Raw genomic sequence first — 26,329 nt, 5'->3', positions numbered from 1 at the left:
TATATCGGTTATTTTCTAGGAGGAGCCTGTCACAATAGGCTTCTCCTGTTCTTTTTTAGAGGCCTGTACTGCAGGCTTTTCTTTAAAGAGTAAATAACTGAAAATTAAGAACAATAATCTTTGAAAGAGGTGGGGCATACACATAACAAAAAAGGGATTGTTTAAGAGAGGGGGATAAGAAATGGTTTTGTTTGGTTATCCACTTGAGACAATTTATTTATACGGATTTATTATTGCTACTATACTCACTGTGATTTATATCTTTTTTGGGGATATATTTGAATCCATATTTAGTTTTGGAGGCGGATCTGTATCCGTTGTTACTTTATTACTTAGTTTTTTCGCTATGTTATGTGGACTTAGTTATATAGGAGAATATTTATTTTCCTTTAATAGTATTCTTATTTTCGTGGCTGCATTTGCTATATCCTTTATTGGTGTATTCATAATGAAAATATTAATTTTAAAGCCGATTGCAGAGGCTGAACAAAATACTGTGCAACGTATGGATGAATTCATTGGTTGCAAGGGAGAAGTCATTACGACAATTCCTACAGAAGGATTTGGTGAAGTATTAATATCCTCCCAATTTGGAAGTAATGCAATTCCAGCTAAAACAATTGGGAAAAAAGATATTTCACAAGGAACTGAGGTTATTATTGAGGGAGTCCAAGATGGTGTTTTGCTTGTACAAAACATCGCTTATTCTTTAAAAAAACCAAAATTATAAGGGGGAATTCACATGACGATTCCATTAATTATTGGTGGAGTTTTACTCGCAATTTTAATTCTACTCATTTTAGTATTCATTACGAAGTATCGAACAGTTGGACCAGATGAAGCGTTAATTGTGACAGGGAACTGGCTTGGTGGTGGGAAAAATGTAGTGACCACTGATGATGGAAAGAAGATTAAGATTATTCGCGGTGGCGGTACATTCGTAGTGCCAATCATGCAAAGAGCAGAACCTTTAAGCTTACTAAATTACAAGTTAGAAGTGGGCACACGCGATACGTATACGAAGCAAGGTGTTCCAGTTACAGTAAATGGTGTTTCTATTATTAAAGTAGGTTCTACAATTGAAGAAGTATCGACAGCAGCTGAGCAATATTTAGGAAAAGAAACAGAAGAGTTAAAAGTAGAAGCGAAAGAAGTTTTAGAAGGTCATTTACGTGCGATTTTATCTTCTATGACAGTAGAAGATGCGTATAGTAATAGAGAGCAATTTGCTCAAAAGGTGCATGAAGTAGCTTCTACAGATTTAAAGAAAATGGGTCTTCGTATCGTTTCCTTTACAATTAAAGAAATTATGGATAAGAACGGTTACTTAGATGCACTTGGTCAGCCGCAAATTGCGACGGTTAAGCGTGATGCAACAATTGCAAATGCAGAGCGTGAAAAGGAAGCGCGTATTGAAAAAGCTCGTGCTGAGAAAGAAGCGAAAGAGGCTGAATACCAACGTGATGCCCAAATCGCTGAAGCTGAAAAACATAAAGAATTAAAAGTACAATCTTATAAGAGAGAGCAAGAACAAGCTCGTGCAGATGCAGATCTTTCTTACGAATTACAACAAGCGAAAGCACAACAAGGTGTTACAGAAGAGCAAATGCGCGTTAAAATCATTGAGCGTGAGAAACAAATTGAATTAGAAGAAAAAGAGATTGCGCGTCGTGAAAAGCAATACGATGCAGAAGTAAAGAAAAAAGCAGATGCAGATCGCTATGCTGTTGAGCAATCAGCGGAAGCAGAAAAAGTAAAACAAATGAAAAAGGCAGATGCGGATCAATATAAGATTGAAGCTGAAGCGAGAGCACGTGCGGAAGAAGTACGTGTGGAAGGTTTAGCGAAGGCGGAAATCGAAAAAGCGCAAGGTCAAGCAAAAGCGGAAGTACAAAAAGCACAAGGTACGGCGGAAGCAGATGTTATTAGGTTAAAAGGTTTAGCAGAAGCAGAAGCGAAACAAAAAATTGCAGAGGCATTTGAGTTATATGGCCAAGCGGCAATTATGGATATGGTACTTAAAATGCTTCCAAGTTATGCGAAGGAAGTTGCAAGCCCACTTAGTAACATTGATAAAATTACAGTTGTCGATACAGGCGGCGGTGGTAAAAATAGCGGCGCCGGAAAAGTTGCAGGTTATGCGACTGATTTAATGGCAACGATGCAAGAAACATTAAAAGCTTCTTCTGGTATTGATTTAAAAGAGTTATTAGAAGGGTTTGCTGGAAAAGGAGCAGTACAACAATTATCAAACGATAAACCGGTTGTATCTGTAGTAGAAGATGAGAAAAACGAAGTAGAAAAAGATAAAGAATAGTATAGTGGGAAGAACCTCTAGTAAGTGAGATACTAGAGGTTCTTCTGTGAATTATTCGAATAATATACATTTTAATATATTGTTTTAATTATTTAATTTATATAGAATGAAAAGGGTATGTATTAATTCTTTAATAGAAAAAGAGATAAAGAGTTGATACATTTTAATCGTATAATTTATATAAAGAAATTAAATGTAAGGTAATTACATTTAAAACGGTATGGAGGGGTAGAAATATGCTTCAAGGGAAATTAAGGAGAACTAGTTTAAAAGCAAAGTTACTTGTATCATTTGTTATTGTTTTAATTCTTCCAAGTATTGTAATTGGTTGGACGTCTTATCAGCAAGCAAAGACAAATTTTAATGAAACAATTTTACAATCAGCGGAAGATAACGTAAAGATTTTAAATAATGTTATTAATAAAGAGATAGACAGTAAAAAGGTAGACGCAGTATATTTTACAAAGTTATTTAACGGAGTAAGTTACGGAACTGATCAGCTTCAAAATGTGCAAAATAAATTAGAAGAATATAATAAATTACATCCAGAAATAGAAGCAATTTATACGGGATCTAGTACGGGACAATTTATTCAATCACCGTCTATTCAAATGCCAGATGGATACAATCCTACCGAAAGAGATTGGTATAAAGAAGCAGCGAAAAAAAGCGGAGAAGTGGTTATCACAGCTCCATATAAGTCAAGTACAACAGGGAATATTGTTATTACAATAGCAAAACAAAATGAGGATAAGAGCGGTGTTCTCGGTATTGATTTAATTATTAATGATATTGTAAATACTTCAAAAATGGTCAATATCGGCAAAAAAGGATATGTAGCAATCTTCGACCAATCTAAACATGTAATAGCACATCCGACGATGAAACCGGGTGACAAAATAGAAGAAAAACTTGAGAAGGAATTGTACAAACAGGAAACAGGTGATTTTAAATTCAAACTCGATGGTGATGATCGCAATATTACCTTTATAACAAATAAGCAGACTGGATGGAAAATAGCAGGAATTATGCCTTCAAAAGAAATTATTGAAGCAGCTAATCCTATTTTCTATAAAACGCTAACTGTTATTGGTATTTCATTAATAATTGGTGGGATTTTAATTTACTTCATAATTGCTTCTATCATTAGTCCGTTAAAACAACTTGTTATATCATCGAAAAAGATTAGTGAAGGCGATTTAACAGAAACAATTACAGTTCATTCTAAAGATGAAATTGGACAGCTAGGAGAAAGTTTTAATGAGATGGCGGCATCATTACATCAGGTCATTTCCAATATAAATACTTCAGCAAGTCACGTAGCGGCATCTTCAGAAGAATTAACAGCTAGTATGAAGCAGACAAGTGAAGCGACGGAACAAATTACACAAGCAATAGAGCAAGTGTCGAGCGGGGCTGAAATACAAACGAAAGAAGTTGAAGAAGGCGCAACATTATTAGAAGAAGTTACAGAAGGAATTCAGCGTGTTGCAGATAGTTCTTCATTAGTATCCACAGCATCTATGTATACGAAGAAAAAGGCTGAAGATGGTGGAAAGTTAGTTGAACAAACTGTGAATCAAATGCAATTAATCCATGAGTCTGTTTCACAATCAGATAAAGTTATTGTTTTGTTAGATGATAAATCAAAACAAATTGGAGCAATTCTTGAGGTGATTCAACACATTGCAGAGCAGACTAATTTATTAGCGTTAAATGCGGCAATTGAGGCTGCAAGAGCTGGAGAGCAAGGAAGAGGATTTGCAATTGTAGCAGATGAAGTACGAAAATTAGCTGAGCAATCAGGACAGTCTTCTACGGAAATTGGAAAACTAGTGAAAGAGATCCAATTTGATATCAAGGAAACGGTAAGTTCTATGAAGCAAGTTGGGACAGAAGTACAATCAGGGCTTGTAGTTGCAAATGAAACGAAGCAAAGCTTTGCTGAAATACTGAAATCTACAGATGATACAGTTGTACAAATTGATAACATGGTAGAAGTAGCGAAGCAAATGACAGTAGATGCAAAACAAGTTAGTGCATCAATTAATGAAATTGCAGCTACGATTGAAGAAAATGCAGCAAGCGTTCAAAATATTGCTGGTTCTTCAGAAGAACAATTAGCTTCAGTAGATGAAATCAATGCAGCAGCAGTTCATTTATCACAAATGGCAGAGGAATTACAGGAGATGATTGGTAAGTTTAAAGTGTAATAATGATTGTTAAGAAACGAGGTAATAATTTTACTTCGTTTCTTTTTTATGAAGAGAAAAAGAAAGAAATATAGAGTAACCGTGTTATGATTAAGTATAATTAAAGAGACTGTATATTCTTTAAATTCTATCTTTAATCATGTTAGGGGAATGGTTTTGAAATTTAAAAAATTAAAACTCCAACCGAGAATCACATTAACTATTAGTACACTTATTCTTGTTGTACTTATGCTAACGAGTTATTTATTTTATTACATATTATCTGAAACGGTAGAAGAGCAAATTGGCAAAAGAGCTTTGCATGTTGCGAAAACAGTTGCTGCTATACCAGAAATCAAGGAAGCTTTTCAAACAGAAAATCCAGCTTCTATTATTCAACCGATTGCGGAAAAAATTCGAATTGATACAGATGCTGATTTTATTGTAGTTGGAAATAAAGAAGGGATTCGTTATGCACATCCTAGGAAAGATAAAATAGGAGAAGCAATGGTTGGCGGAGATAACAAAGGAGTTTTATTAGAAGGGAAATCTTATGTTTCGAAAGCAACTGGATCATTAGGCCCTTCATTACGCGGAAAAGTTCCAATCCATAATCAGGAAAATGAAATCATTGGTGTGGTATCTGTTGGATTTTCAATGGATGATATTCATGGAGCGGTAGAAGTGTATGGAAAGCGTGTGTTTTGGATTACAATAATAGGTCTATTAATTGGAGTAATCGGCTCTATATATTTAGCTGGCAGTATAAAAAGAATGATGTTTGGGATGGAGCCAGAAGAAATTTCATCTTTATATGAAGAGCATAGTACAGTGATTCAATCTGTACGTGAGGGGATTATTGTCATTGATCAACATGGCATAATTAGTTTAGTTAATCAAGCAGCCTATGATATTCTTTCGCTAGATGAACAACGAAATATTATTGGAGAATTTATTTTAGATATAATTCCTAATTCAACGATATTAGATGTACTTCAAACTGGTGAAGAACAGTTTGACCGCCAATTAAATATAAAAGGGCAGGCTGTTATTGCGAACCGTCTACCCATTAAAGTAAAGAATAAAGTAACTGGCGTTGTATCGAGCTTACGTTTGAAATCTGAAATGGATCAGTTAACAGCAGAATTATCTCAGACGAAGCAATATACAGAGGCATTAAGAGCGCAAACGCATGAATATAACAATTTGTTGTATACGCTTTCAGGTCTTATCCAGCTAGAATTATATGAAGATGCTTTGGAGCTTATTCATAAGGAAACAGCGGTATATCAAGATTTTGTTCAATTTATTATGAAACGAATTCAAAATCCATGGTTAGGTGGGATTTTAATTGGATTCTATAATAGAGCAAGAGAGTTGAAGATTGATTTTATGCTAGATAGAGAGAGTAGCTTAGACAAATTAAGCCCGCATATTGAGAGTAATTATGTCGTTTCTATTTTAGGAAATTTAATTACGAATGCATTTGAAGCGATTGAAAGAAATGAAGAACATGATAAGAAAGTAAGAATGTTTGTGACTGATATCGGAGAAGAAATAGTCATTGAAGTGGAAGACTCAGGACAAGGGATTCATGATGAGGTCATTACTAGCATATTCTATAAAGGCTTCTCGACGAAAGAAGGCGAGAAGCGAGGATATGGATTAGCAAAGGTGAAAGAGTTAGTAGAAGATTTAAATGGAAGTATCGCAATCGAAAAAGGGGATTTAGGTGGTGCATTGTTTATTATTGCATTACCAAAAGAGAGAGGCGAATTGTAATGGGTGAGGAGATTGAAGTATTGATTGTAGAAGATGATATTCGAATTGCAGACATTCATCGTCGTTTTACTGAAAAGATTGAGGGATTTAAAGTAATTGGAACAGCGACGACTGGGGAACAAGCGAAAGAATGGCTAGATCTTGTGAAGCCACAGCTCGTTTTATTAGACGTGTACTTACCTGATATGCAAGGAACGGAACTTGTCACATATATTAGACATAATTTACATGATACAGATATTATTATGATTACAGCTGCATCGGAAACAGATGTAGTGAGGCACGCCCTGCGAGGTGGAGTAACAGATTATATCGTAAAGCCACTTATGTTTGATCGATTTAAAACAAGTTTGGAAAATTACCAAAAAAAGCTTGTGCAGTTAAAGAAAAATAACCAATTATCTATCGAACAAATAGAACATTTATGGTCTCAAAGAGGCGTAAAGGGAAATGAAATAGAATATGCCCCGAAAGGTATAGACCCCTTAACTTTAGCAAAAATAAAAAAGCATATGTTAACAGTGAATGAAGAAGGTATTACTGCGGAAGTGCTAAGCTCAATGGTCGGAGTAAGCAGATCGACAGCGAGGCGTTATTTAGAATATTTAATATCAGGAAAGAAAGTTCATGCGGAGCTTATATATGGGAGTGTTGGGAGACCAGAAAGAAGATATTTTCTTATTCCTTCATAATAAAAAACAGTAGAGGATATATGTCCGCTACTGTTTTTTTATTTTATATTGGAATAACCCCAATTAAAATTCCAGTAATCAACATGACCATTGTCGTTCCAACCGCCCACAATAAAGTAAAACGTTGATGTTCACCAAAATCAACCTTTGCCATCCCAACTAATAAATAAGTGGATGCAACAAGGGGGCTTAATAAGTGAACAGGTTGTCCCAGTAAGGAAGCGCGTCCCATTTCAGCTGCACTAATTCCATAAGTAGCAGCAGCTTTTGTCAAAATAGGTAATACTCCGAAGTAAAATGCATCATTGGACATGAAAAATGTGAATGGCATACTAAGAAGAGCTGTAATAATTGGTAGTTGTGGGCCAAGAGCGTCTGGTATAAGAGTTACTACACTTTTAGCCATTGCATCTACCATTTTTGTTCCTGATAAAATTCCAGTGAAAATCCCAGCGGCAAATACGAGAGAAACAACTGCTAATACGTTTCCTGCGTGAGAAGCAATACGCTCTTTCTGTTGATCTAAGTTCGGATAGTTAATCATAACAGCAATAGCGAAAGCGATTGTAAATAAAACAGGTAATGGCATAACTTCTAGTATAAGACAGACAAGTAAGGTAGCAGTTAATAAAAAGTTAATCCATAGAAGTTTAGGGCGCTTATGAACAGCAGCTTCTACTGTTGCAGCTTGCTCATCTGTTGTTTGCATTTGTTTTAAATATTGTATATCCATAATTCCTAAACGTTTTCTTTCTTTTTTTCCAAGATAGTAAGCAACGAAAACTACCCAAAGTGCACCAGCAATCATTCCTGGTATAAGTGGTGTAAAGAGCTCTGATGCGTCTAGTCCAAGTGCACTCATAACACGAGCTGTCGGTCCACCCCACGGTGTAAGATTTGTCACGCCTGCACCTAACATAACAACCCCAGCTAATATAAGTGGATTCATTCCAAGGCGTTTATATAGTGGGTACATTGCGGAAACAGTAATCATATACGTTGTCGTTCCATCCCCATCTAATGAAACGATAATTGTAAGAATCGCTGTACCAACAACAATTTTTAAAGGATCTCCTTTTACAAATTTCAAAATCCTATTAATGACAGGATCAAATAAACCGCTATCAATCATAATTCCAAAATATAAAATAGCAAACATAAGCATAATACCAGTAGGTGCTAGTTTTTGAATGCCCTCTAACATCATAGGTCCCATGTTTGCATAAAATCCTCCAATTAATGCGAACGTAATTGGAATTAATATTAATGCTACTAGTGCTGACATACGTTTTGTCATAATTAAAAACATAAAGACAAATACCATTGCAAATCCAAGTAGTGCTAACATGTAATCTCCCCCTCAAAAATGATTGCGCTTTCAAAAAAATAAAAATTCAGAAAAAGGTTTTTTGTTTATCATAAAAGCATCTATTTGAATGGTAAATAATTTGAAAAATAACATCATTAGAAGCATAATTTTTATTTTGGTCATTTTGTTCACGGGAGTTAATTTGAATTTTTAAAAAGTAAGCTGCTCTCCATAAGAATGGTAGAATAAGATGACAATATTGAAGTGTGAAATAGGGAGTAGATTTTATATGAAAACAAGAATGGAAGAGATTTGTAGTTCTTATGAAGGAAAAGTAGAAGAGATTTTTGTTAATGAATCTTCTTACGTATATGAGTGGGAAAAATTAATGATGATCCGAAAAAATAACGGTGAACTTGAAAAGGTTGCAGTCGGCATCAGTGGAAATATAAGATTAGTAAATGTAGTTGTTGGGCAGCAAATTCATACAGATACATTATTAATTAAAATAGAAGATGATTTAGTAATTACAGGTTGTGAATGATGAGAGGTGTGTAGAGAGGACTACACATCTTTTTTGTTCCATATATTACAAAAGACACATCATTTTTTCACAAATCGCACACAAGTTTTTGATATGCTCCTTGTAGAAGATACGGTTAGGGAGGAAATACAATGAGAACAAAGTATGTGATGCTTGCTATATGCTTATTCTTTGTCTTTACAATTGTAGGATGTGGTAAGAAACAAGCAGAGGCTGTGGCAATTGATGAGAAGCATGATAAGTGTGATATTTGCCAAATTGGGGTAATGGATAATCAATTTGCAACAGAAATCATTTTAGAAAATGGAAAAGCATTAAAGTTTGATGATATCGGTTGTATGTATAAATGGATGGAGATTAATCCAGGTGAAAAGACGAAAGAAAAATTTGTTCGAGATTATGATTCGAAAGATTGGGTTTCGTTAGAAGATGCTACTTATGTATATGATAAAACAATTACAACACCAATGGCTTATAATGTCATTTCATTTAAAAACAAAAAAGATGCAAAGAGCTTTGTATCTAACTATAAGGGGAAAGTTCTCTCGTATAAAGAGCTAGCAGAGCATAAATGGGAAATGAATAAAGAAATGATGGGGAACACGAAAAAGGGAAATCACGGTGGGCATCATTAATACTAGAAAAAGACAACTGCATAGTTGTCTTTTTCTAGTATTATTCAGGTGCAAATATAGAAAAGGTGTAAAATTTTTAGAAGAACGGTTACAATGGAATGTAGTGACCTAAAGCAACCATGTATGTACTTTTTAGAAATGTATACAAATGCGGTGAAAACGTGCTAAACTAATTGCTTCATAATGCTAATGATGAGGCCAGCAGGCGTATCATTCCAATAGGTTGAGAAACATCATATAAGTTTAAGATAATCCAATTAAAGAAGGAATATAAAGTGCTTATGGATAAATGTACTCAAGAAGAGTTATTGTATGTGATGGAGGAATGGTTAAGAAAACATTATCTTTCATAGGAGCTGTAGTTGTGAGAAAACAAAAAATTTTATTATGTATGTTATTAGGACTTTTAATGACGGTAGTGGCTTGCGATAAGCAAGAAGAGCCAGAATCGAAACCGGTTCATGTGAAAAACGAAAAGAAACAAGAGAAGCATAAAGAACAGGAAGAATCTAAAGAAGAAAAAAGTATAAATTTAATGGACAAACAGTTGCTACTTTCTGCAACTCTTGGAGATACAGAAACAGCTATGAAGTTGATCCAAGATGGAGCGAATATAAATGTAGAAGGTGACAACGGAGAAACACCTGTCCTTGCAGCAACGTACCAAAATCATGTAGAGACAGTGAAAGCATTAATTGGTGCAGGTGCTAATATTGAAATTAAAGATGAGAAACAAAGTAATCCACTTCTTTATGCGAGTAGAGAAGGCTATACGGATATTGTAAAAGTATTAATTAATGCAGGAGTTAATACGAAAGAAACGACTAAGTCAGGTGGAACAGCCCTTATTTCTGCATCTGAGCGTGGCCATGTAGAGGTCGTAAAAGAATTGTTAGAGCATACAGATATTGATGTGAATTATAAAAATGCTCGTGGTGGAACAGCTTTAGTAGAAGCAATTGTATTAGGAAATGGTAGTGAAAATCACAAGAAAGTAATTCAAATGCTTATTGACCACGGGGCAGATGTAAATATGGCCAATAAGGAAAATATTACGCCACTGCAATATGCTGAAAAAAGAGGTTTTAAAGATATTGCAAATATGTTGAGGGTAGCTGGAGCGAATGAAGTAGTACAGCCACAACCGCAACCGGTAGAATAACAAGTATGAAATAATCCCATTTAGATAGACAGAATGAAGAAGTCATTGAGTATGATGGATTCAGTAATGTGTATGTAAATGGGATTTTTGTTTTGGGCATGAAAAATAGATTATGAATGGTATATGGAGTAACTAAGGAGAATATAAATGAGGCTCTCAGAACTTGATTTAATAGCAATTCAGGTAGAGGTTTTATTTGTTCATAATCAAGTAGGAAAAATGAAATATGTAAATGAACAAGGAAATCCGAAAGCACCACGCTGTTTTCTTGGCAGAACTCGTGAAGGGAGTATAACGAGATATCATTGTGATCTGGATGATGAAACGGTAGGTAAGATTGAGAAATTAATTCGAGAACCTTCAAATCATATAGAGATAGCAAAGATTATCCATGTATTAAATGAAGAAAGAACAGTAAAAAATATTTGATGGGCCCTGCTTTCATGTTCTCTAATAATTTACATAAGCCAACTAGAACAATACAGATAACAGAGAAGAATAAAGAGCTTTTGCGAGAAAATTTTCCTAATCTAATAGAACAGATGGAGTGGAGGCAACCTTACTTTGCAATTGTAAAAAATGAAAAGGTAGTTTCTATATGTTGCAGTGCTAGGAGTACACCTGTAGCTGCTGAGGCGAGTGTGGAAACTTTAGCGGAGTTTCAAGGGAATGGGTATGGTACTGATGTTGTTACAGCCTGGGCGATATCAATACAAGAAGAAAACCGCATTTCACTTTATAGTACTTCTTGGGATAATTATGCCTCACAAGAAGTTGCGAGAAAACTAAAATTGATTAACTATGGAATGAATTTGCATATTACTTAAATTTTAAAGATAGTTGTTTGCTGTTGGGGGTTATTCGTATATCTAGATTAACGTTAAGAAAATATGGTGAATATTAACATTCGATTAACAGCTAATTAACAATCTATCAAAACTGACTTAATAAATGCATACTATAGTAAAGGTAACAAAATAACTAGGGTAGAGAACATTTGAGAACACCCGCTTACATATAACGTGCCACTTTCTTAGGTGTGCTCTATTCCCTAGAGTTCAAATAAGGAGAAAGGTGTTCTATGTAAGTAGGTGTTTTTAGTTTGGATAAAAACAGAAAAGCTAGGTGGAATGAATGTTTAAAGAACCTTATATTGCGATGATAAAGGATTGGAAAGGATACAACACATACAAAAAATTACCGAAAACAGTTTTTCTTATGACGGGTTCAATGCTGGAGTTACCAGAGCGTGTATATGAATTACAGAAACATGGACATGATGTCTTTCTTCATTGTGATTTTATACAAGGTTTAAATACGAATACAGAGGAAGCACTTTTGTATATTCAAGACGTTATCGGAGCACAAGGTATTATTTCAACAAAAGGATCGACAATTCGAAATGCCAATAAAATTGGATTAAAAACAATCCAACGTATTTTTATTGTCGATACTTTATCTCTTACAAAATCAATTGAAAATTGTAAAACGACTAAACCGAATGCAGTAGAGATTATGCCTGGTATTATGCCTTCCATTATTAAGCAGTTAGCAGAGGAAATAGAATTTCCTATCATTGCAGGCGGACTGATTCAAACACGAGAAGATGCGGAAATTGCTATTCGTGCAGGCGCAAGTGCAATTTCAACGAGTCATTATGAAGTATGGATACAAGAAGAAAAAAGGAGTGCAACTTTGTGATTGAATTGAAAAATGTTTCAAAGGTATATAAAAATGCAGAAGAGACAGCGGTTAAGGGGGTATCGGTTCACATTAAAAAGGGTGAGTTTTTTGTTTTAGTTGGGCCTTCAGGATGTGGGAAAAGCACATTATTACGAATGATCGCTGGCCTAGAAGAAATTTCTTCGGGGGATTTAATTATTAATGAACGTGTTGCAAATGATTTAGAGCCGAAAGATCGTAATCTATCAATGGTATTTCAAAATTATGCACTATACCCACACTTATCTGTAGAAGAAAATATTTTATTTGGACTTAAGGTAAGGAAAGTACAAAAAGAAGAGCGGCAAAAGAGATTAATGGAAGCTATTGAAATGGTAGGGCTGAAAGAGTATGTGAAAATGAAACCAGGTCAATTATCAGGTGGACAAAGACAGCGTGTTGCGCTTGCTAGAGCGATTGTGAGCCAAGCACCGATTTGTTTAATGGATGAACCACTTTCGAATTTAGACGCGAAATTACGTGCGCAAATGAGAATTGAAATTAGAGAAATTCAGCAGCGTTTAGGAATTACAATGATTTACGTTACTCATGATCAAATAGAGGCGATGACTATGGGAGATCGCATCATGGTTTTAAATAAAGGAAGCATACAGCAAGTTGGAACACCGCTTGACATCTATAACGAACCAGCAAATGAATTTGTTGCAAGTTTTATAGGGTCTCCTTCGATGAATATAAATGATGGAGAAGTAAACAAAGAAAAAGGTGTATTACATATAGGGCAATTGCAAATTCCGTTATCTATTGGACAATTAAAGCAATTACCAGAAGGAATAATTCGCATAGGCATGCGTCCTGAGCATATTGCCCTGTCTGAGGAAGGACAAGAAGTTACGCTACAATCTGTAGAAGTATTAGGCAACGAATCTATATTAAACTTCGCAATAAATGGAACAACTTGGAGTGCAAAAGTCATTGGACAGCTAATCCTGAACAAAGGTGACAAAGTAAAATTATTATTCTCACAAGATAAGTTATGCTTCTTTCATCAAAATACGAATGAACGATTAAAAGTGGTAGCTGAAGAAGAGTTGAAAGTGGTGGCGAAATAATGATTGAAGTAGGCAAGTTACCAGCCCAAGCAAAGGTGGCAAAAAAGAAGAATTTATGGAGTAGAACGAAAGATTTAAGAATAGGATTATTATTTTTAGCGCCATCTATTTTATTGTTCTCGATTTTTCTTTTTTATCCATTATTTAGGACGATTTACTATAGCTTTTATTTAACAGATATACACGGAGAAGCTAATCTTTTCGTTGGCTTAGAAAATTATCAATACTTATTTTCTGATCCTGCTTTCTACAAAAGCATAAAGTCAACTTTATTATTTGTTGTATATACAGTGCCTACGAGTATTATACTCGCTTTATTTCTTGCATTGATTGCAAACGGAAAGGTAAGAGGTATTGGGTTATTTCGAGTTCTGTTTTCTTCGACAATGGGAATATCAGTAGCTGCTAGTGCAGTGATTTGGTTATTTTTATTTCATCCAAGTGTCGGGTTATTCAATAATATATTAGCTTCTATGAATCTTCCTGCAATTGCATGGTTAACGAGTCCGGACTGGGCACTATTCTCTGTATCAGTTACAACGGTTTGGGTGAATACAGGATTTGCATTTTTAGTTATATTAGGTGGTTTACAAAATATTGATACGTCTTTATATGAGAGTGCATCTATAGATGGTGCTAGCTATTTATATAAGCTTCGTCGTGTTACATTACCGATGCTATCACCAACTTTATTCTTTATCGTGACAGTAACGTTAATTAGTGCGTTCCAAAGCTTTGGACAGATTGATATTTTAACGCACGGTGGACCAAATGATGCAACAAATTTAATTGTATATTCGATTTATAAAGAGGCATTTGTGAATCATCAATTTGGGACAGCAAGTGCACAAGCGATGGTACTATTTGTTTTCATTTTCATTGCTACATTACTTCAATTTAAGTTTGCTGAGAGAAAGGTGCATTATAAATGATCGTTAAACAGTGGAAACAAAATTTCCTGCTATACATGCTGCTCATAATTAGTGCAGTAATGGTATTTTTTCCTGTGCTGTATGCGTTTTTAATAAGCTTTATGACACCAGACGATATTCAAATGAGAAGGATATTTCCAACTCAATTTACTTTTGATAATTTCATTAATATTTTTCAGAAAGTACCACTTTTTACATATTTATATAACAGCTTAGTTGTATCGACAGTTGTTATGATTGGACAACTTATCGTGTCAAGCTTAGCGGCGTATGCTTTTGTCTTTCTTCAGTTTAAGGGAAGAAATCTTATTTTTTTCCTGTTTATTTCAACGATGCTTATTCCGTGGGAAGCGACGATGGTACCTAACTTTTTAACGATTCAAAACTTTGGCTGGATCAATAGTTTCGCTGGGATGACAGTGCCGTTTTTTGCAACAGCTTTCGGTATTTTCTTGTTACGCCAACATTTTATGACACTTCCGAATGAACTGAAAGAAGCTGCTTTTATTGAAGGGATTGGAAATGTAAAATTTTTGTTCAGCGTTGTAATTCCGTATTGTAAAACGAGTTTTATTACGCTTGGCGTATATAGTTTTTTAACAACATGGAATATGTACTTATGGCCACTTTTAGTGACCACTGATGAAAAGGTAAGAACAGTTCAAATTGGTGTGAAGCAGCTTCAATCTCAAGAAGTTGCAACTGATTGGGGAAGCGTAATGGCTGGCGTTACGGTTATCGTTATACCAACATTGATTCTATTATTTTTAGGACAAAAGCAATTACAACAAGGATTAACAAAAGGTGCAATTAAATAACTAAGAGAAGGTGAGATTAAAATGAGTCTAGTTAAAAAAGGTGCTGCTCTATTAATGGTAGCAACAATGGCATTATCTAGTGCTGCTTGTTCAAATAGTAAAACAGAGGGAAAACCTGAAGCACAGGCAAAAGTAGCACCAGTTGAAAAAAATGGTGATAAAACTGTAATTCGTTTTTGGCACGCGATGGGTGGAAAAACACAAGGGATATTAGAGGGACTTGTTGCGGACTATAATAAGTCACAAAATAAATACGAGATAAAGCCAGAGTTCCAAGGGACATATGAAGAGTCTTTAACGAAATTTAGAACGATGTCTGCTACGAAAGAAGCGCCAGCTCTTGTTCAGTCGAGTGAAATTACAACAAAATATATGATTGATAGTAAAAAGATTACGCCAATTGATAGTTGGATAAAAAAAGATAAGTATGATACTTCAAAGTTGGAAAAAGCAATTACAAATTATTATTCAGTTGATGGAAAAATGTATTCTATGCCATTTAATTCATCTACACCAGTATTAATTTATAATAAAGATGCTTTCGCAAAGGCGGGCTTAGATCCAGAGAAAGCTCCAAAAACATATGCGGAATTGCAAGAAGCAGCGAAAAAGTTAACGATTAAAGAAGGCGGAAATGTAAAACAATATGGATTTTCAATGCTGAATTATGGTTGGTTCTTTGAAGAATTGTTAGCGACACAAGGCGCTTTATATGTAGATAATGAAAATGGTCGTAAAGATGCTGCAAAGAAAGCTGTATTTAACGGTAAAGAAGGACAGAAAGTATTTGGGATGCTAGATGAGTTAAATAAAGCTGGTGCACTAGGAAAGTATGGAGCAAGTTGGGATGATATTCGTGCCGCGTTCCAGTCTGGACAAGTTGCTATGTATTTAGATTCTTCAGCTGGTGTTCGCGACTTAATTGATGCATCTAAGTTTAATGTAGGCGTGTCATATATTCCATATCCAGAGGATTCGAAACAAAATGGTGTTGTTATTGGCGGAGCATCATTATGGATGACGAATATGGTTTCAGAAGAAACACAACAAGGTGCTTGGGACTTTATGAAATATTTAACGAAGTCAGACGTACAAGCAAAATGGCATACTGCAACAGGTTATTTCTCTATTAATCCAGATGCATATAATGAACCATTAGTAAAAGAGCAATATGAAAAATATCCACAGTTAAAAGTAACAGTAGATCAATTGCAAGCGACGAAACAATCTCCAGCAACACAAGGTGCTTTAATTAGTGTATTCCCAGAATCACGAGATGCAGTTGTAAAAGCATTAGAAGCAATGTATGACGGAAAGAATAGTAAAGAAGCGTTAGATGAAGCTGTCAAAGCGACAGATAGAGCAATTAGCATTTCAGCTCGTACGAGTCAAAAATAAGAGAAAGCCGTATCCGAAAAAGGATACGGCTTTCTTTAGGAGATAAGGGATCAAAAAAATGAAGAAGTCTTATCTCTTTTATATGAGTAAAGGGTCTAGAATGAATCTTGTTCTTTTCATTATTTGTTTAACTCCATTGCAACTTGTTTACCATTTACGAAAACCTCTGCCACTGCTACTAAAACTTCCATCACTTTTTTCATTTCTCATCTCTCCTTGTTTTTTGTTTCATTTCTTACTTTTAGTATAAGGAAATATAGCAATCGCAACTATCGAATTGGATGACAAGAGACTTACATTGTTGTAAGGATAATCGTTGTATCTGTAATAAATACGGTTTTAAATTGCAATTCTGAAGTTTCTGTTGTTTTGAACTATAATTAGAAAAAGGGGTGATAATATGAAAAGAATTCTTGTTATTAGTGATATTCATGGAGAAATAAAAAAGTTCGAACAGTTATTAGAAGAAGCTCAATACGATGCAAAAAAGGATCAACTAATTTTATTAGGGGATTATGTAGATCGTGGTCCAAATGCACGTGCAGTAATTGAAAGGGTAAAAGAGTTAAAAGAAGATGGAGCCCTCGTTCTAAAGGGAAATCATGAAGATATGATGATTAAGGCGTTAACGACTGATGAGGAACGTTCATGGAACCATTGGGTAAAAAGGAATGGTGGAGATAAGACATTATATAGCTATGGATTTGTAGAAGAAGATATTGTAGTTAATGAGGAAGACTTCCAAAAACCAATTTTACAATCGCATGTTTTAGAAGATCATGTAAAGTTTATTCAAGAATTAGATCATTACATTGAAACAGAAGAGTACATATTTGTACATGCTGGTGTTGAGCCTATGAAACGAGTTTCTGAATGTGAACCATATACGTTAATGTGGATCCGTAATGAGTTTCATAATGGATATAGTGGCGAAAAGGTTGTTGTATTTGGCCATACGGAAACAAAAACGCTTCACGGTAGTGAGAATTGTGGCGTGTATTTTGGTAGTAATCGAATTATTGGAATTGATGGCGGGGCTGTGTATGGTGGTCAGCTAAATTGTTTGGAATTGCCAAGTAAAAAGGTATATGTAGTAAAAAATTGAAAGAGATAAGGGAAATCTTATTTCTTTCAATTTTTTATTAAGCTAAATTTAAGAAAGAGTCTTTATAATTAATCTTTAAAATTCTGTATCAAGAAAAAGTGTAGAAAGAACGAATTAAAAATGAAGTTACAAAATATAATGATATTCTTTTGTTAGGAAAAGCAGGAATGTGATTATAAATAGAATCGAACGATATGGTGGAAGGTGAGAATATGCGCTTACTCGTAGTAGAAGATAATGCTTCGTTATTAGAGTCTATCGTACAAATTTTGCGTGATGAATTTGAAGTAGATACAGCATTGAATGGAGAAGAGGGGTTATTTCTAGCGTTACAAAATATATATGATGCAATTTTGCTTGATGTGATGATGCCAGAGATGGATGGTTTTGAAGTAATTCAAAGAATACGTGATGAAAAGATTGAAACACCAGTCCTGTTTTTAACAGCGAGAGATTCTTTAGAAGATCGGGTGAAGGGATTGGACTTTGGTGGAGATGACTATATCGTTAAGCCATTTCAGGCCCCTGAATTAAAAGCGAGAATTCGTGCTTTACTACGCAGAAGTGGTAGTTTAACAACAAAGCAGACTATTCGATATAAAGGAATTGAACTGTTCGGAAAAGATAAAGATGTTCAAGTAGATGGACAAAGTATGAAGCTAACATTAAAACAATATGAGCTTCTAGAGTACCTTGTTCAAAATAGCGGAAAGATTTTAATGAGGGAACAAATTTTTGATCGTGTTTGGGGATTTGATTCAGATACGACAGTGGCAATTGTAGAAGTGTATGTACATCATTTACGTAAAAAATTAGAGCCATTCGGTTATCAGAAAGATATTCAAACCGTTCGAGGTATTGGATATATATTAAAAGAACAATGAAAAAGGGAAGTATGTTTCAGAAGACGCGTATTCGATTGACTATATTGAATTCATTAGTATTTATCATTTTGATAGGCGTATTAGGTAGTATCATTTATTCTTACACATATAAGCGTATTTATAGTGGAGTAAATGAATCGATAGAAAAAGCCGTTCAACATAGAAAGAATGCAGATGATAAAAAACTAACTAAAAAAATTAGAGGATATCCTCCAATTGGGGATCCAAGGATAATGGAGTTAACTTGGCTTGGAAACACGGTGGAGATAGATATTGAAAACGGCAAACGTCGTTTTATTTTTGAAGACAATTTGGAGAAGTTTTCTCCAAAGAAATTAGGAACTTTGCAAGATATAGAAGTACAAGGACAATATTTTAGAATATTTTCATTTCAAAAAGATGCAAAAATAGTTCAAATTGCAAGGGATATAACAGCTGAAAAAGAAATGTTACATACTTTATTTTTAATTCTTGTAATAGGTTGTAGCGTAGGAAGTTTATGTGCAATAGGAATCGGCTTTTTCTTAGCTGGCAGGGCACTCGTACCTATTCAAAATTCATGGGAAAAACAGCAGCAATTCGTTTCTGATGCGTCACATGAACTAAGGACACCGCTTGCAGTTATTCAATCAAAAACAGATGTTTTATTCCAGTCACCATCCGCTACGATAGAAGAAAAAGCGATGGATATTTCTACAATTTCAAAAGAATGTAGGCGGTTATCAAAACTCGTTAGTAATTTATTATTGCTAGCACGCTCTGATTCTAATCAAATTGAGATGGATAAGAAAACGTTTGAACTCGATAAATTGTTAGAAGAAATAGTAGCTCCATATAAGGAGATTGCTTCTTATCAAGAAAAAGAAATGATATTAAAAGTAGAACGTGGCGTATCTTTTATGGGTGATAGAGAGCGGATTCATCAAATGATGGTCATACTGTTAGATAATGCGATGAAGTATACGAACGAAGGCGGTCATATTCAAATCAATTGCACGCAAACGAGTAGTTCAATTCGTATACAAGTGAAAGATGACGGGATAGGAGTGAAAGAAGAAGATATTCCGAAATTATTTGATCGTTTTTATCAAGGGGATAAAGCAAGAAGTACGTCAGAAGGAGCTGGATTAGGTCTTTCAATCGCAAATTGGATTGTAGAAAAACATTACGGAAAAATATCAGTAGAGAGCAAATGGGAAGAGGGCACTTGTTTTGAAGTGATTTTCCCTAAACACCAAAGAATATAAGTGAGAAGACGATCTTGTTTTTACAAGGTCGTCTTTTTTTAAGGGAAAGTTAAGAAACTATTTTTAACATGTATTATATACAGAAAAGTTCGCCCTATAAAAAGAAGCGATTATAAAAAGGTATTTGAGTAGATTATATCGATCATAATGTTATTTCGATTATGAATAGGGAATGATGGAAAAGAAAGTGTAAGAGGGAGGAATTAATTTTGAAAAAGAAAATGATGATGGTATTCACTATTGGAGTAATGAGTTTAAGTATATTAGGGGGTGCCTCTCCTTCTGAAACATCAAAAGGAAAGACAGATTACACACAGCGCAGCAAAGAACAATTAAACAATGGAAAGATACATGCTGTGCATACAGAAGAAAAGGCGGAGAATTTAGGGATTGAAACGGTAGGGAAAGAACAAATTACGCTAGAAAAAGAAATCCATGAGACGGAAGTAGGAAGGGAAGCAGAACAGTTAGGAATTTCGATTGAAGGAAAAGACGTTGGAACTCTTTCAGAAGAAATCTATGAAACGAAAATAAAGCAAGAAGCGTTAAAGCTAGGCATATCTATAGAGAATACAACGATTGTAAATTTAATTAATCAAATTAATACGATTAAAATTAACGATGAAGCGGATAAATTAGGTATTTCGACAAATGAAAAAGAAATAGAGGACATTGCGGAAGAAATCTATGGAGCGAAAGTAAGAGAGGAAGCAGGGAAGTTAGGTATTTCACAAAAAGGAAAAGAGATAGAAGAGTTAGCACAAGAAGTATACGAACAAAAAGTGCAAGAAGAGGCAAAAAAATATCATATTGATTTATATGGTAAAGATATATATCAAGTATTAAGCGAAATTAATGAACAAAAGGTGTTACAAATGGCAGATGAGCTTAATATGGATAAAACGAATATGAACACTCAAGAACTAGCAGAAAAAATAAAAAAAGATCAGCCTGAAAAAGGAAAAGAACTAAATTTTGTACCGGTGATTCGCACGGATGCTGACGCGTTTTATTCTTATTTAACGAACTAAGAAGGGCGTGAGAGTGATACGAAGGTTTAAGTGGTATATATGCATAGCATTACTAGCTATAGCAGTATGGAATGTATATACAAATGGAATTACAAAGTATATGGAAAAGTTAACATTCTTCAATATACAAAGTGAAAAAGAAGCGGAGTTTAGTAATAATGGTGAAAAGGTCATCTTATCAAATGTACCTTTCATTCAGCAGTTACCAGAGTTAGATAGAGGCTGTGAAGTGACGAGCTTAGCGATGATGTTACAATACGCAGGTATTACAGTGGATAAGATGAAATTAGCAAACGAAATAAAGAAAGTTGATTTTATGAACGATGGTGTACGTGGGAATCCGAATGAAGGATTCGTAGGAAATATTTATACCTTTTCTGAATCAGGATATGGTGTATATCATGGACCACTTTTTCAATTAGCGAAAAAGTATTTACCTAACAAAGCTGTGGACTTAACAGGGAAGAGTATAGGAGAACTTTATAAGAGTGTAAAATCAGGACAACCGGTAGTTATGATTACAAATGCAACATTTGCGCCATTAGATGAAGATGAATTTACTACATGGGAAACAAATAGTGGAGATGTTTCTATTACGTATAATGAACATTGTGTAGTACTTATTGGATATGATAAGGAATTTGTATACATTCGAGATCCTCTAAGTGATAGTTTAGATGTAAAAGTACCGAGAGAAAACTTTGAACAGGCATGGGTGCAAATGGGGAGTCAGGCGATTAGTTATGTGAAAAGCAATTAGTAAGGAAAGGGATGTAAGGAATTGTAAGAGGAGTTTTTGTGGGGGCTTTTTGTTACGAAATAAGAGAACTTCAGCATATATAATAAGCTGAAGTTCTCTTATTTTTTATGATTAAATCTTTAGAAGGAGTGAATATGTAAAAATGCATAATTGACAAAAATATTACATGTTATCATTATATATTGTTTTATATATGTCGTTTGTATAAAATTACACAAGTATTCACATTCCATAAAGGAGGCTTATTATGCAAAAAATATTTAACTGGGTTAAATGTATGAGTATCAAGAAAAAATTAATCATTTCATTTTTTCTTATTTTAACTATACCAGGACTTATTATCGGTGGTGTTTCATATCAAACTGCCAAAACAAATTTTGAACAACAAATCACAGGTAAAGCAAAGGAAAATATTTCGATTTTAAATACTGTTATTTCTCAAAATATAGAAGAGAAATTTGTTGATGCAGCATACTTTGCGGACATCTTAACAGAGGATACATATCCAAACGGACAAGAAGAAATAGTAAGAACGAAATTAGCGCAATATATAAAACTTCATCCAGAAGTAGAAGGTATTTATATTGGAACGCAGACAGGAAAGTTTATAAGAGAACCATTTATCAAAATGGATGATGGGTATAATCCAACAGATAGATCTTGGTATAAAGAAGCACATGAAAATAAAGGGAAAGTAATTGTTACTGCACCATATCAATCAGCATCTACAAAAAATATGGTAGTGACAATTGCAAAAGAAGTAAAAGATGGTAAAGGTGTTATAGGAATTAACTTAAATTTAGATAACATCTTGAAAATTTCCAAAATGATTAACATTGGTGAAAAAGGTTATGCAGTTATTTTAGATCAAAATAAGCAAATTGTTAGTCATCCATCTAGAAAACCAGGTGCAAAAGTTACTGACCCTTGGATTAAACCGATTTATGAAGAAAAACAAGGAAATGTCTCTTATACAGAACAAGATGATAAAAAGAATTTAATCTTTGCAACAAATGAGAAAACGGGCTGGAAAGTAGTTGGAGTTATGTTTGATGAAGAAATTACCCAAGCTGCGAATCCAGTATTTTATAAGACTTTTATTGTTATTGCTATCGCTATTGTATTTGGTAGTGTATTAATTTATTTCATTACAAAGTCTATTACAAGACCATTAAGAAAAATAGCTGACTCGGCACATAAAATTAGTAAGGGAGATTTAACAGAGAAAATTACAATCTATTCCAAGGATGACATAGGGAAATTAGGGAATTCCTTTAATGAAATGTCTGCCTCTTTACAAGATGTGGTTACTCAAATTAGTTTTTCAGCAGAACATGTGGCGGCATCGGCTGAAGAGTTAACAGCGAGCGTACAGCAAGCAAATGATGCGACAGATCAAATTACAATTGCAATGGAACAAGTATCAGGTGGGGCTGAATCACAAAGTCAAGGTGTTGAAGAAGGTGCGGCTACATTACAACAAGTAAATACAGCAATTCAAGATGTAACTGGAAGTGCAGAATCAATTTCTATCTCCTCATTGCATGCGAGAGAAAGAGCTGAAGAAGGGGAGGAATTGGTTGAACAAACAGCAAAACAAATGCAGTCTATTTCTAGGTCGGTATCCGAGTCAGATGCCATTATTAAACTTCTTGATGAGAAATCAAAGCAGGTAGGAGCTATTTCTGAAGCAATTCAAAATATCGCTACTCAAACGAACCTTTTAGCTTTAAATGCGGCTATTGAAGCAGCAAGAGCAGGTGAACAGGGCCGAGGGTTTGCTATTGTAGCAGATGAGGTTAGAAAATTAGCGGAGCAATCAGGAGAATCATCTGGAGAGATTGCGAATTTAATTGCAGAAATTAAGGCTGATATTGAACAGACTGTTAAGGCGATGGATAATGTGAATGGGGAAGTCCAACAAGGCCTTGATGTTGTAACAAAAACGAAAGTAAGTTTTACGGAAATTTTAAGTTCTACTACACATATTGTTTCTCAAGTGAATCAAATGGTAGAAACAACGAAGAGAATTGCTGGAGATGCAAATGAAGTGACAAATGCTATTGATGAAATTGCAGCGGCTGCAGAAGAAAATACAGCTAGTATACAAAGTGTTGCTGCTTCGACAGAAGAACAAATGAATTCAATGAAAGAAATTAGTTCAGCTTCACAAAATTTAGCTGAGATGGCCGAAGAACTACAAGCGATGACTAGTAAATTTAAAGTATAATAACAGCAGATAAGTAAGGTGAAAATAATATCACCTTACTTATTTTTCTATTCAGCAATTAGGGGAGTCATTAATGGGATGAAAAAAAGAAAAAGACTATGGAATTTATGGAAAACGATTACATTGTTAGTTTGTACAGTTGTAATTTTTTCTTTACTTATGACAGATATATTAATTAGTCATAATGTAGAACGGACAACGGAGGATAGCCAAGCAGAGAAAGCAAAAACAATTGCACACATTGTGGCGAATGATTCGATTGTAATCGATGGTTTAATTGGGAAAGCGGATACTGCTGCAATCCAAACGTATACAAATAGAATATTAAAAAACACAGGTGTTCAATTTATTGTAGTTATGGACATGAATGGAATAAGAAAATCACATCCAAATCCTCAAAAAATAGGTCATCATTTTATTGGGGGAGATGAAGGGCCTGCATTGAAAGGAAAGGAACATGTATCGCTGGCAGAAGGAACTTTAGGTATTTCAATGCGAGTGTTTGTACCTGTATTTTCTGAAACAGGTGAACAGCTTGGAGCGGTGGCCGTTGGTATTTCAGCAGATAATGTAAAAGAGAGAGTTAAGGAAAGTAGACATATCATTTATATTGGTGTCGGAGTTGGAGTACTAGTCGGAATTATAGGAGCAATATTGCTAGCTAGACATATAAAGAAAAGTTTATTCGGTCTTGAACCTCACAGAATAGCGAAAATTCTCGAAGAAAGAAATACGATGTTACAATCTGTAAAGGAAGGTATTATTGCTGTAGATAAAGAGGCCAATGTAACTTTAATAAATAATGAGGCAAAACGATTGTTTAAGAAAAGTGGTCTTGAAGAAGATTTTATTGGTAAAGATGTTGAGTTGTATATGCCTAATTCACGTATAAAAGAAGTATTACAAACGGGAGAAGTACAATTAAACGAAGAACAAAATATTTATGGAATTACGATTGTGACGAATCGTGTTCCTTTATATGTAAAAGGAGAAATAGTTGGTGCGATTGCAACATTTCGTGATAAAACAGAGATTAGAAAATTAGCAGAAGAATTAACTGGTATTAGGTTATATGCGGAAGCATTACGGGCACAATCGCATGAATTTATGAATAAAATGCATGTCGTATTAGGGCTTACACACATGAAGCAGTATGAAGAGTTACAGAAATATATAAGCGGTATGGTATCAGAGCATCAATATGAAATTGGTGGGATTATGAAAAGAATAAAAAGTCCAGTATTTGCTGGTTTTTTACTCGGGAAACTTAGCTATGCTAGAGAGAAGAATATAAAATTAATTATAAGTGAAGATTCTTACATGCCGGAAATAGAGGATGAAAGTATTACTCATGAACTGATTACGATTGTAGGAAATTTAATTGATAATGCATTAGAGGCAGTGGCAAATTGTGAAAAGAAGCAAGTTGAAGTTAAGATACAATATGGGGATACACTAATTATTACAGTACAAGATACGGGAAAAGGTATGCAAGAAGAAGAAATAGGGGCATTATTTACGAAAGGTTATTCCACAAAGGGAGATAACCGTGGTTATGGTTTGTATCTTGTAACAGAAAGTATACAGCGAATAAATGGGGAAATTCATGTGTATTCATTAGTAGGAAAGGGAACAACGATAACAATTGAAATACCTAAAGGTAGGGATGAGAGGCAAATATGATTAAAGTTTTAATTGTAGAAGATGACCCGATGGTAGCAATGTTAAATACGCATTATTTAGAGCAAGTAGGAGGGTTTGAACTTGTTCAAGCAGTTAATTCGGTAAAATCGGCGATAGAAGTATTAGAGGAATCAAGAGTAGATTTAGTATTACTTGATATTTTTATGCCTGAAGAGACTGGATTTGAGCTTTTAATGCATATTCGGAACCAAGAAAAAGAAATCGATATTATGATGATTTCAGCTGTACATGATATGGGGAGTATTAAAAAAGCATTACAATATGGCGTAGTAGATTATTTAATTAAGCCATTTACATTTGAACGATTTAAAGAGGCGTTAACTATATATCGAGAAAAACTTACTTTCATGAAAGAACAACAAAAAATTAGTCAATCGGAATTAGATTCGTTAATTTTGCAAAAAGAAAAAAGAGAACCTACTGTCACGAAAGAGCTTCCGAAAGGATTAACGAAGCAAACGATGCAATTAATTTGGCGGAAGATCGAGTCGCTAAATGGACAAGCATTTACAACAGAGGAAATGGCGCAATTAGTTGGTGTTTCAAGGGTTTCTATTCGAAAGTATGTAATGTTTTTGACTGAAATTGGAGTGTTAGAAAACGAAATGGTGTATCAACATGTAGGGAGACCAGTGAGTAAATTAAGATGTATTGACCAAAATAAAATAGAGTTTTACGTATAAGCGACTTATTATAAGTCGCTTATACTTTTTTTAATTACAAAATCAATTACAAAACTTACAAAAACTATTTTTACTATTGAAAGCGTTTTAATATTGTTATTAAGAAAAC

The 26,329-nt window shown here is 34.4% G+C and carries 22 protein-coding genes and 3 pseudogenes; 24 read left to right on the top strand and 1 reads right to left on the bottom strand.

What is annotated here, in order from left to right:
* The first annotated feature begins 181 nt into the window (after window positions 1-181).
* The 6 genes and pseudogenes from QCI47_RS25290 (at window position 182) to QCI47_RS25270 (ending at window position 6,983) form a co-directional block, all read left to right on the top strand.
* Window positions 182-730 carry an NfeD family protein gene (locus QCI47_RS25290; protein ID WP_000242441.1) on the top strand — a complete coding sequence of 183 codons (549 nt, stop codon included), beginning with the start codon at window positions 182-184 and terminating at the stop codon, window positions 728-730.
* A gap of 12 nt (window positions 731-742) precedes the next feature.
* Window positions 743-2,317 carry a flotillin lipid rafts scaffold protein FloT gene (locus QCI47_RS25285; protein ID WP_242231532.1) on the top strand — a complete coding sequence of 525 codons (1,575 nt, stop codon included), beginning with the start codon at window positions 743-745 and terminating at the stop codon, window positions 2,315-2,317.
* A 236-nt stretch (window positions 2,318-2,553) separates the two neighbouring features.
* Window positions 2,554-3,591, top strand: a pseudogene (locus tag QCI47_RS30335) (HAMP domain-containing protein); the annotation flags it as partial.
* Complete coding sequence (locus QCI47_RS30330) at window positions 3,583-4,530, top strand: methyl-accepting chemotaxis protein (RefSeq protein WP_372465826.1); 948 nt, start codon at window positions 3,583-3,585, stop codon at window positions 4,528-4,530. The pseudogene QCI47_RS30335 and the gene QCI47_RS30330, both read left to right, overlap by 9 nt.
* Before the next feature lie 150 nt (window positions 4,531-4,680).
* Complete coding sequence (locus QCI47_RS25275; RefSeq protein ID WP_073536204.1) at window positions 4,681-6,291, top strand: ATP-binding protein; 1,611 nt, start codon at window positions 4,681-4,683, stop codon at window positions 6,289-6,291.
* Window positions 6,291-6,983, top strand: a complete 693-nt coding sequence (locus QCI47_RS25270) for a response regulator (RefSeq protein WP_000503455.1) — start codon at window positions 6,291-6,293, stop codon at window positions 6,981-6,983. Before QCI47_RS25275 ends, QCI47_RS25270 begins: the two co-directional genes overlap by 1 nt.
* Before the next feature lie 43 nt (window positions 6,984-7,026).
* Here QCI47_RS25270 and QCI47_RS25265 read toward each other — a convergent pair whose 3' ends face one another.
* Window positions 7,027-8,331, bottom strand: coding sequence for a CitMHS family transporter (locus QCI47_RS25265; RefSeq protein ID WP_074544169.1), 1,305 nt, complete (start codon window positions 8,329-8,331; stop codon window positions 7,027-7,029).
* A 250-nt stretch (window positions 8,332-8,581) separates the two neighbouring features.
* Between QCI47_RS25265 and QCI47_RS25260 the strand changes: the two genes are divergently transcribed.
* From QCI47_RS25260 to QCI47_RS25180, 18 genes and pseudogenes are all read left to right on the top strand, one after another.
* Entirely contained in the window at window positions 8,582-8,836 is a 255-nt protein-coding gene (locus tag QCI47_RS25260) for a hypothetical protein (protein WP_000857644.1), read from the top strand.
* A 131-nt stretch (window positions 8,837-8,967) separates the two neighbouring features.
* On the top strand, window positions 8,968-9,471 hold the full coding sequence (locus tag QCI47_RS25255; RefSeq protein ID WP_001259405.1) for a nitrous oxide reductase accessory protein NosL: 504 nt from the start codon (window positions 8,968-8,970) through the stop codon (window positions 9,469-9,471).
* A gap of 289 nt (window positions 9,472-9,760) precedes the next feature.
* Window positions 9,761-10,633: an ankyrin repeat domain-containing protein gene (locus QCI47_RS25250; RefSeq protein WP_002163759.1), complete on the top strand. Its 873-nt coding sequence runs from the start codon at window positions 9,761-9,763 to the stop codon at window positions 10,631-10,633.
* A gap of 147 nt (window positions 10,634-10,780) precedes the next feature.
* A pseudogene (locus QCI47_RS25245) lies at window positions 10,781-11,460 on the top strand (GNAT family N-acetyltransferase).
* 307 nt (window positions 11,461-11,767) lie between these two features.
* Window positions 11,768-12,334 carry a glycerol-3-phosphate responsive antiterminator gene (locus QCI47_RS25240; RefSeq protein ID WP_000472009.1) on the top strand — a complete coding sequence of 189 codons (567 nt, stop codon included), beginning with the start codon at window positions 11,768-11,770 and terminating at the stop codon, window positions 12,332-12,334.
* Window positions 12,331-13,428 (top strand): ABC transporter ATP-binding protein, encoded by a 1,098-nt coding sequence (locus QCI47_RS25235; protein ID WP_000571386.1) that lies wholly within the window; start codon window positions 12,331-12,333, stop codon window positions 13,426-13,428. The genes QCI47_RS25240 and QCI47_RS25235 overlap by 4 nt, the downstream gene beginning before the upstream one ends.
* Window positions 13,428-14,360, top strand: coding sequence for a carbohydrate ABC transporter permease (locus QCI47_RS25230; RefSeq protein WP_000573563.1), 933 nt, complete (start codon window positions 13,428-13,430; stop codon window positions 14,358-14,360). The genes QCI47_RS25235 and QCI47_RS25230 overlap by 1 nt, the downstream gene beginning before the upstream one ends.
* A complete protein-coding gene (locus QCI47_RS25225) occupies window positions 14,357-15,178 on the top strand; it encodes a carbohydrate ABC transporter permease (RefSeq protein WP_000635930.1) in 822 nt (273 codons plus the stop codon). Before QCI47_RS25230 ends, QCI47_RS25225 begins: the two co-directional genes overlap by 4 nt.
* 21 nt (window positions 15,179-15,199) lie before the next feature.
* A complete protein-coding gene (locus tag QCI47_RS25220) occupies window positions 15,200-16,576 on the top strand; it encodes an ABC transporter substrate-binding protein (protein ID WP_309422433.1) in 1,377 nt (458 codons plus the stop codon).
* A 400-nt stretch (window positions 16,577-16,976) separates the two neighbouring features.
* Window positions 16,977-17,681 (top strand): metallophosphoesterase family protein, encoded by a 705-nt coding sequence (locus tag QCI47_RS25215; protein WP_000821992.1) that lies wholly within the window; start codon window positions 16,977-16,979, stop codon window positions 17,679-17,681.
* A gap of 212 nt (window positions 17,682-17,893) precedes the next feature.
* Entirely contained in the window at window positions 17,894-18,565 is a 672-nt protein-coding gene (locus QCI47_RS25210) for a response regulator transcription factor (RefSeq protein WP_001238633.1), read from the top strand.
* A complete protein-coding gene (locus tag QCI47_RS25205; protein WP_309422431.1) occupies window positions 18,562-19,812 on the top strand; it encodes a sensor histidine kinase in 1,251 nt (416 codons plus the stop codon). Before QCI47_RS25210 ends, QCI47_RS25205 begins: the two co-directional genes overlap by 4 nt.
* A 209-nt stretch (window positions 19,813-20,021) precedes the next feature.
* Window positions 20,022-20,843: a transporter gene (locus QCI47_RS25200; RefSeq protein WP_074544165.1), complete on the top strand. Its 822-nt coding sequence runs from the start codon at window positions 20,022-20,024 to the stop codon at window positions 20,841-20,843.
* A 13-nt stretch (window positions 20,844-20,856) separates the two neighbouring features.
* On the top strand, window positions 20,857-21,603 hold the full coding sequence (locus tag QCI47_RS25195; protein WP_061131289.1) for a C39 family peptidase: 747 nt from the start codon (window positions 20,857-20,859) through the stop codon (window positions 21,601-21,603).
* 247 nt (window positions 21,604-21,850) lie between these two features.
* A pseudogene (locus tag QCI47_RS30325) lies at window positions 21,851-22,894 on the top strand (HAMP domain-containing protein); the annotation flags it as partial.
* Window positions 22,886-23,833: a methyl-accepting chemotaxis protein gene (locus QCI47_RS30320; RefSeq protein ID WP_446661241.1), complete on the top strand. Its 948-nt coding sequence runs from the start codon at window positions 22,886-22,888 to the stop codon at window positions 23,831-23,833. The pseudogene QCI47_RS30325 and the gene QCI47_RS30320, both read left to right, overlap by 9 nt.
* A gap of 78 nt (window positions 23,834-23,911) precedes the next feature.
* Window positions 23,912-25,516 (top strand): sensor histidine kinase, encoded by a 1,605-nt coding sequence (locus QCI47_RS25185; RefSeq protein WP_353811980.1) that lies wholly within the window; start codon window positions 23,912-23,914, stop codon window positions 25,514-25,516.
* Window positions 25,513-26,220: a response regulator gene (locus tag QCI47_RS25180; RefSeq protein WP_000598675.1), complete on the top strand. Its 708-nt coding sequence runs from the start codon at window positions 25,513-25,515 to the stop codon at window positions 26,218-26,220. The genes QCI47_RS25185 and QCI47_RS25180 overlap by 4 nt, the downstream gene beginning before the upstream one ends.
* Window positions 26,221-26,329: the final 109 nt, after the last annotated feature.

It is taken from the genome of Bacillus cereus group sp. RP29 (genome assembly GCF_040459765.1).
GTDB classification, from domain to species: Bacteria; Bacillota; Bacilli; order Bacillales; family Bacillaceae_G; genus Bacillus_A; species Bacillus_A paranthracis.
The sequence above is the reverse complement of the archived record's forward strand: the minus strand, read 5'-3'. Positions and strand labels throughout refer to the sequence as shown.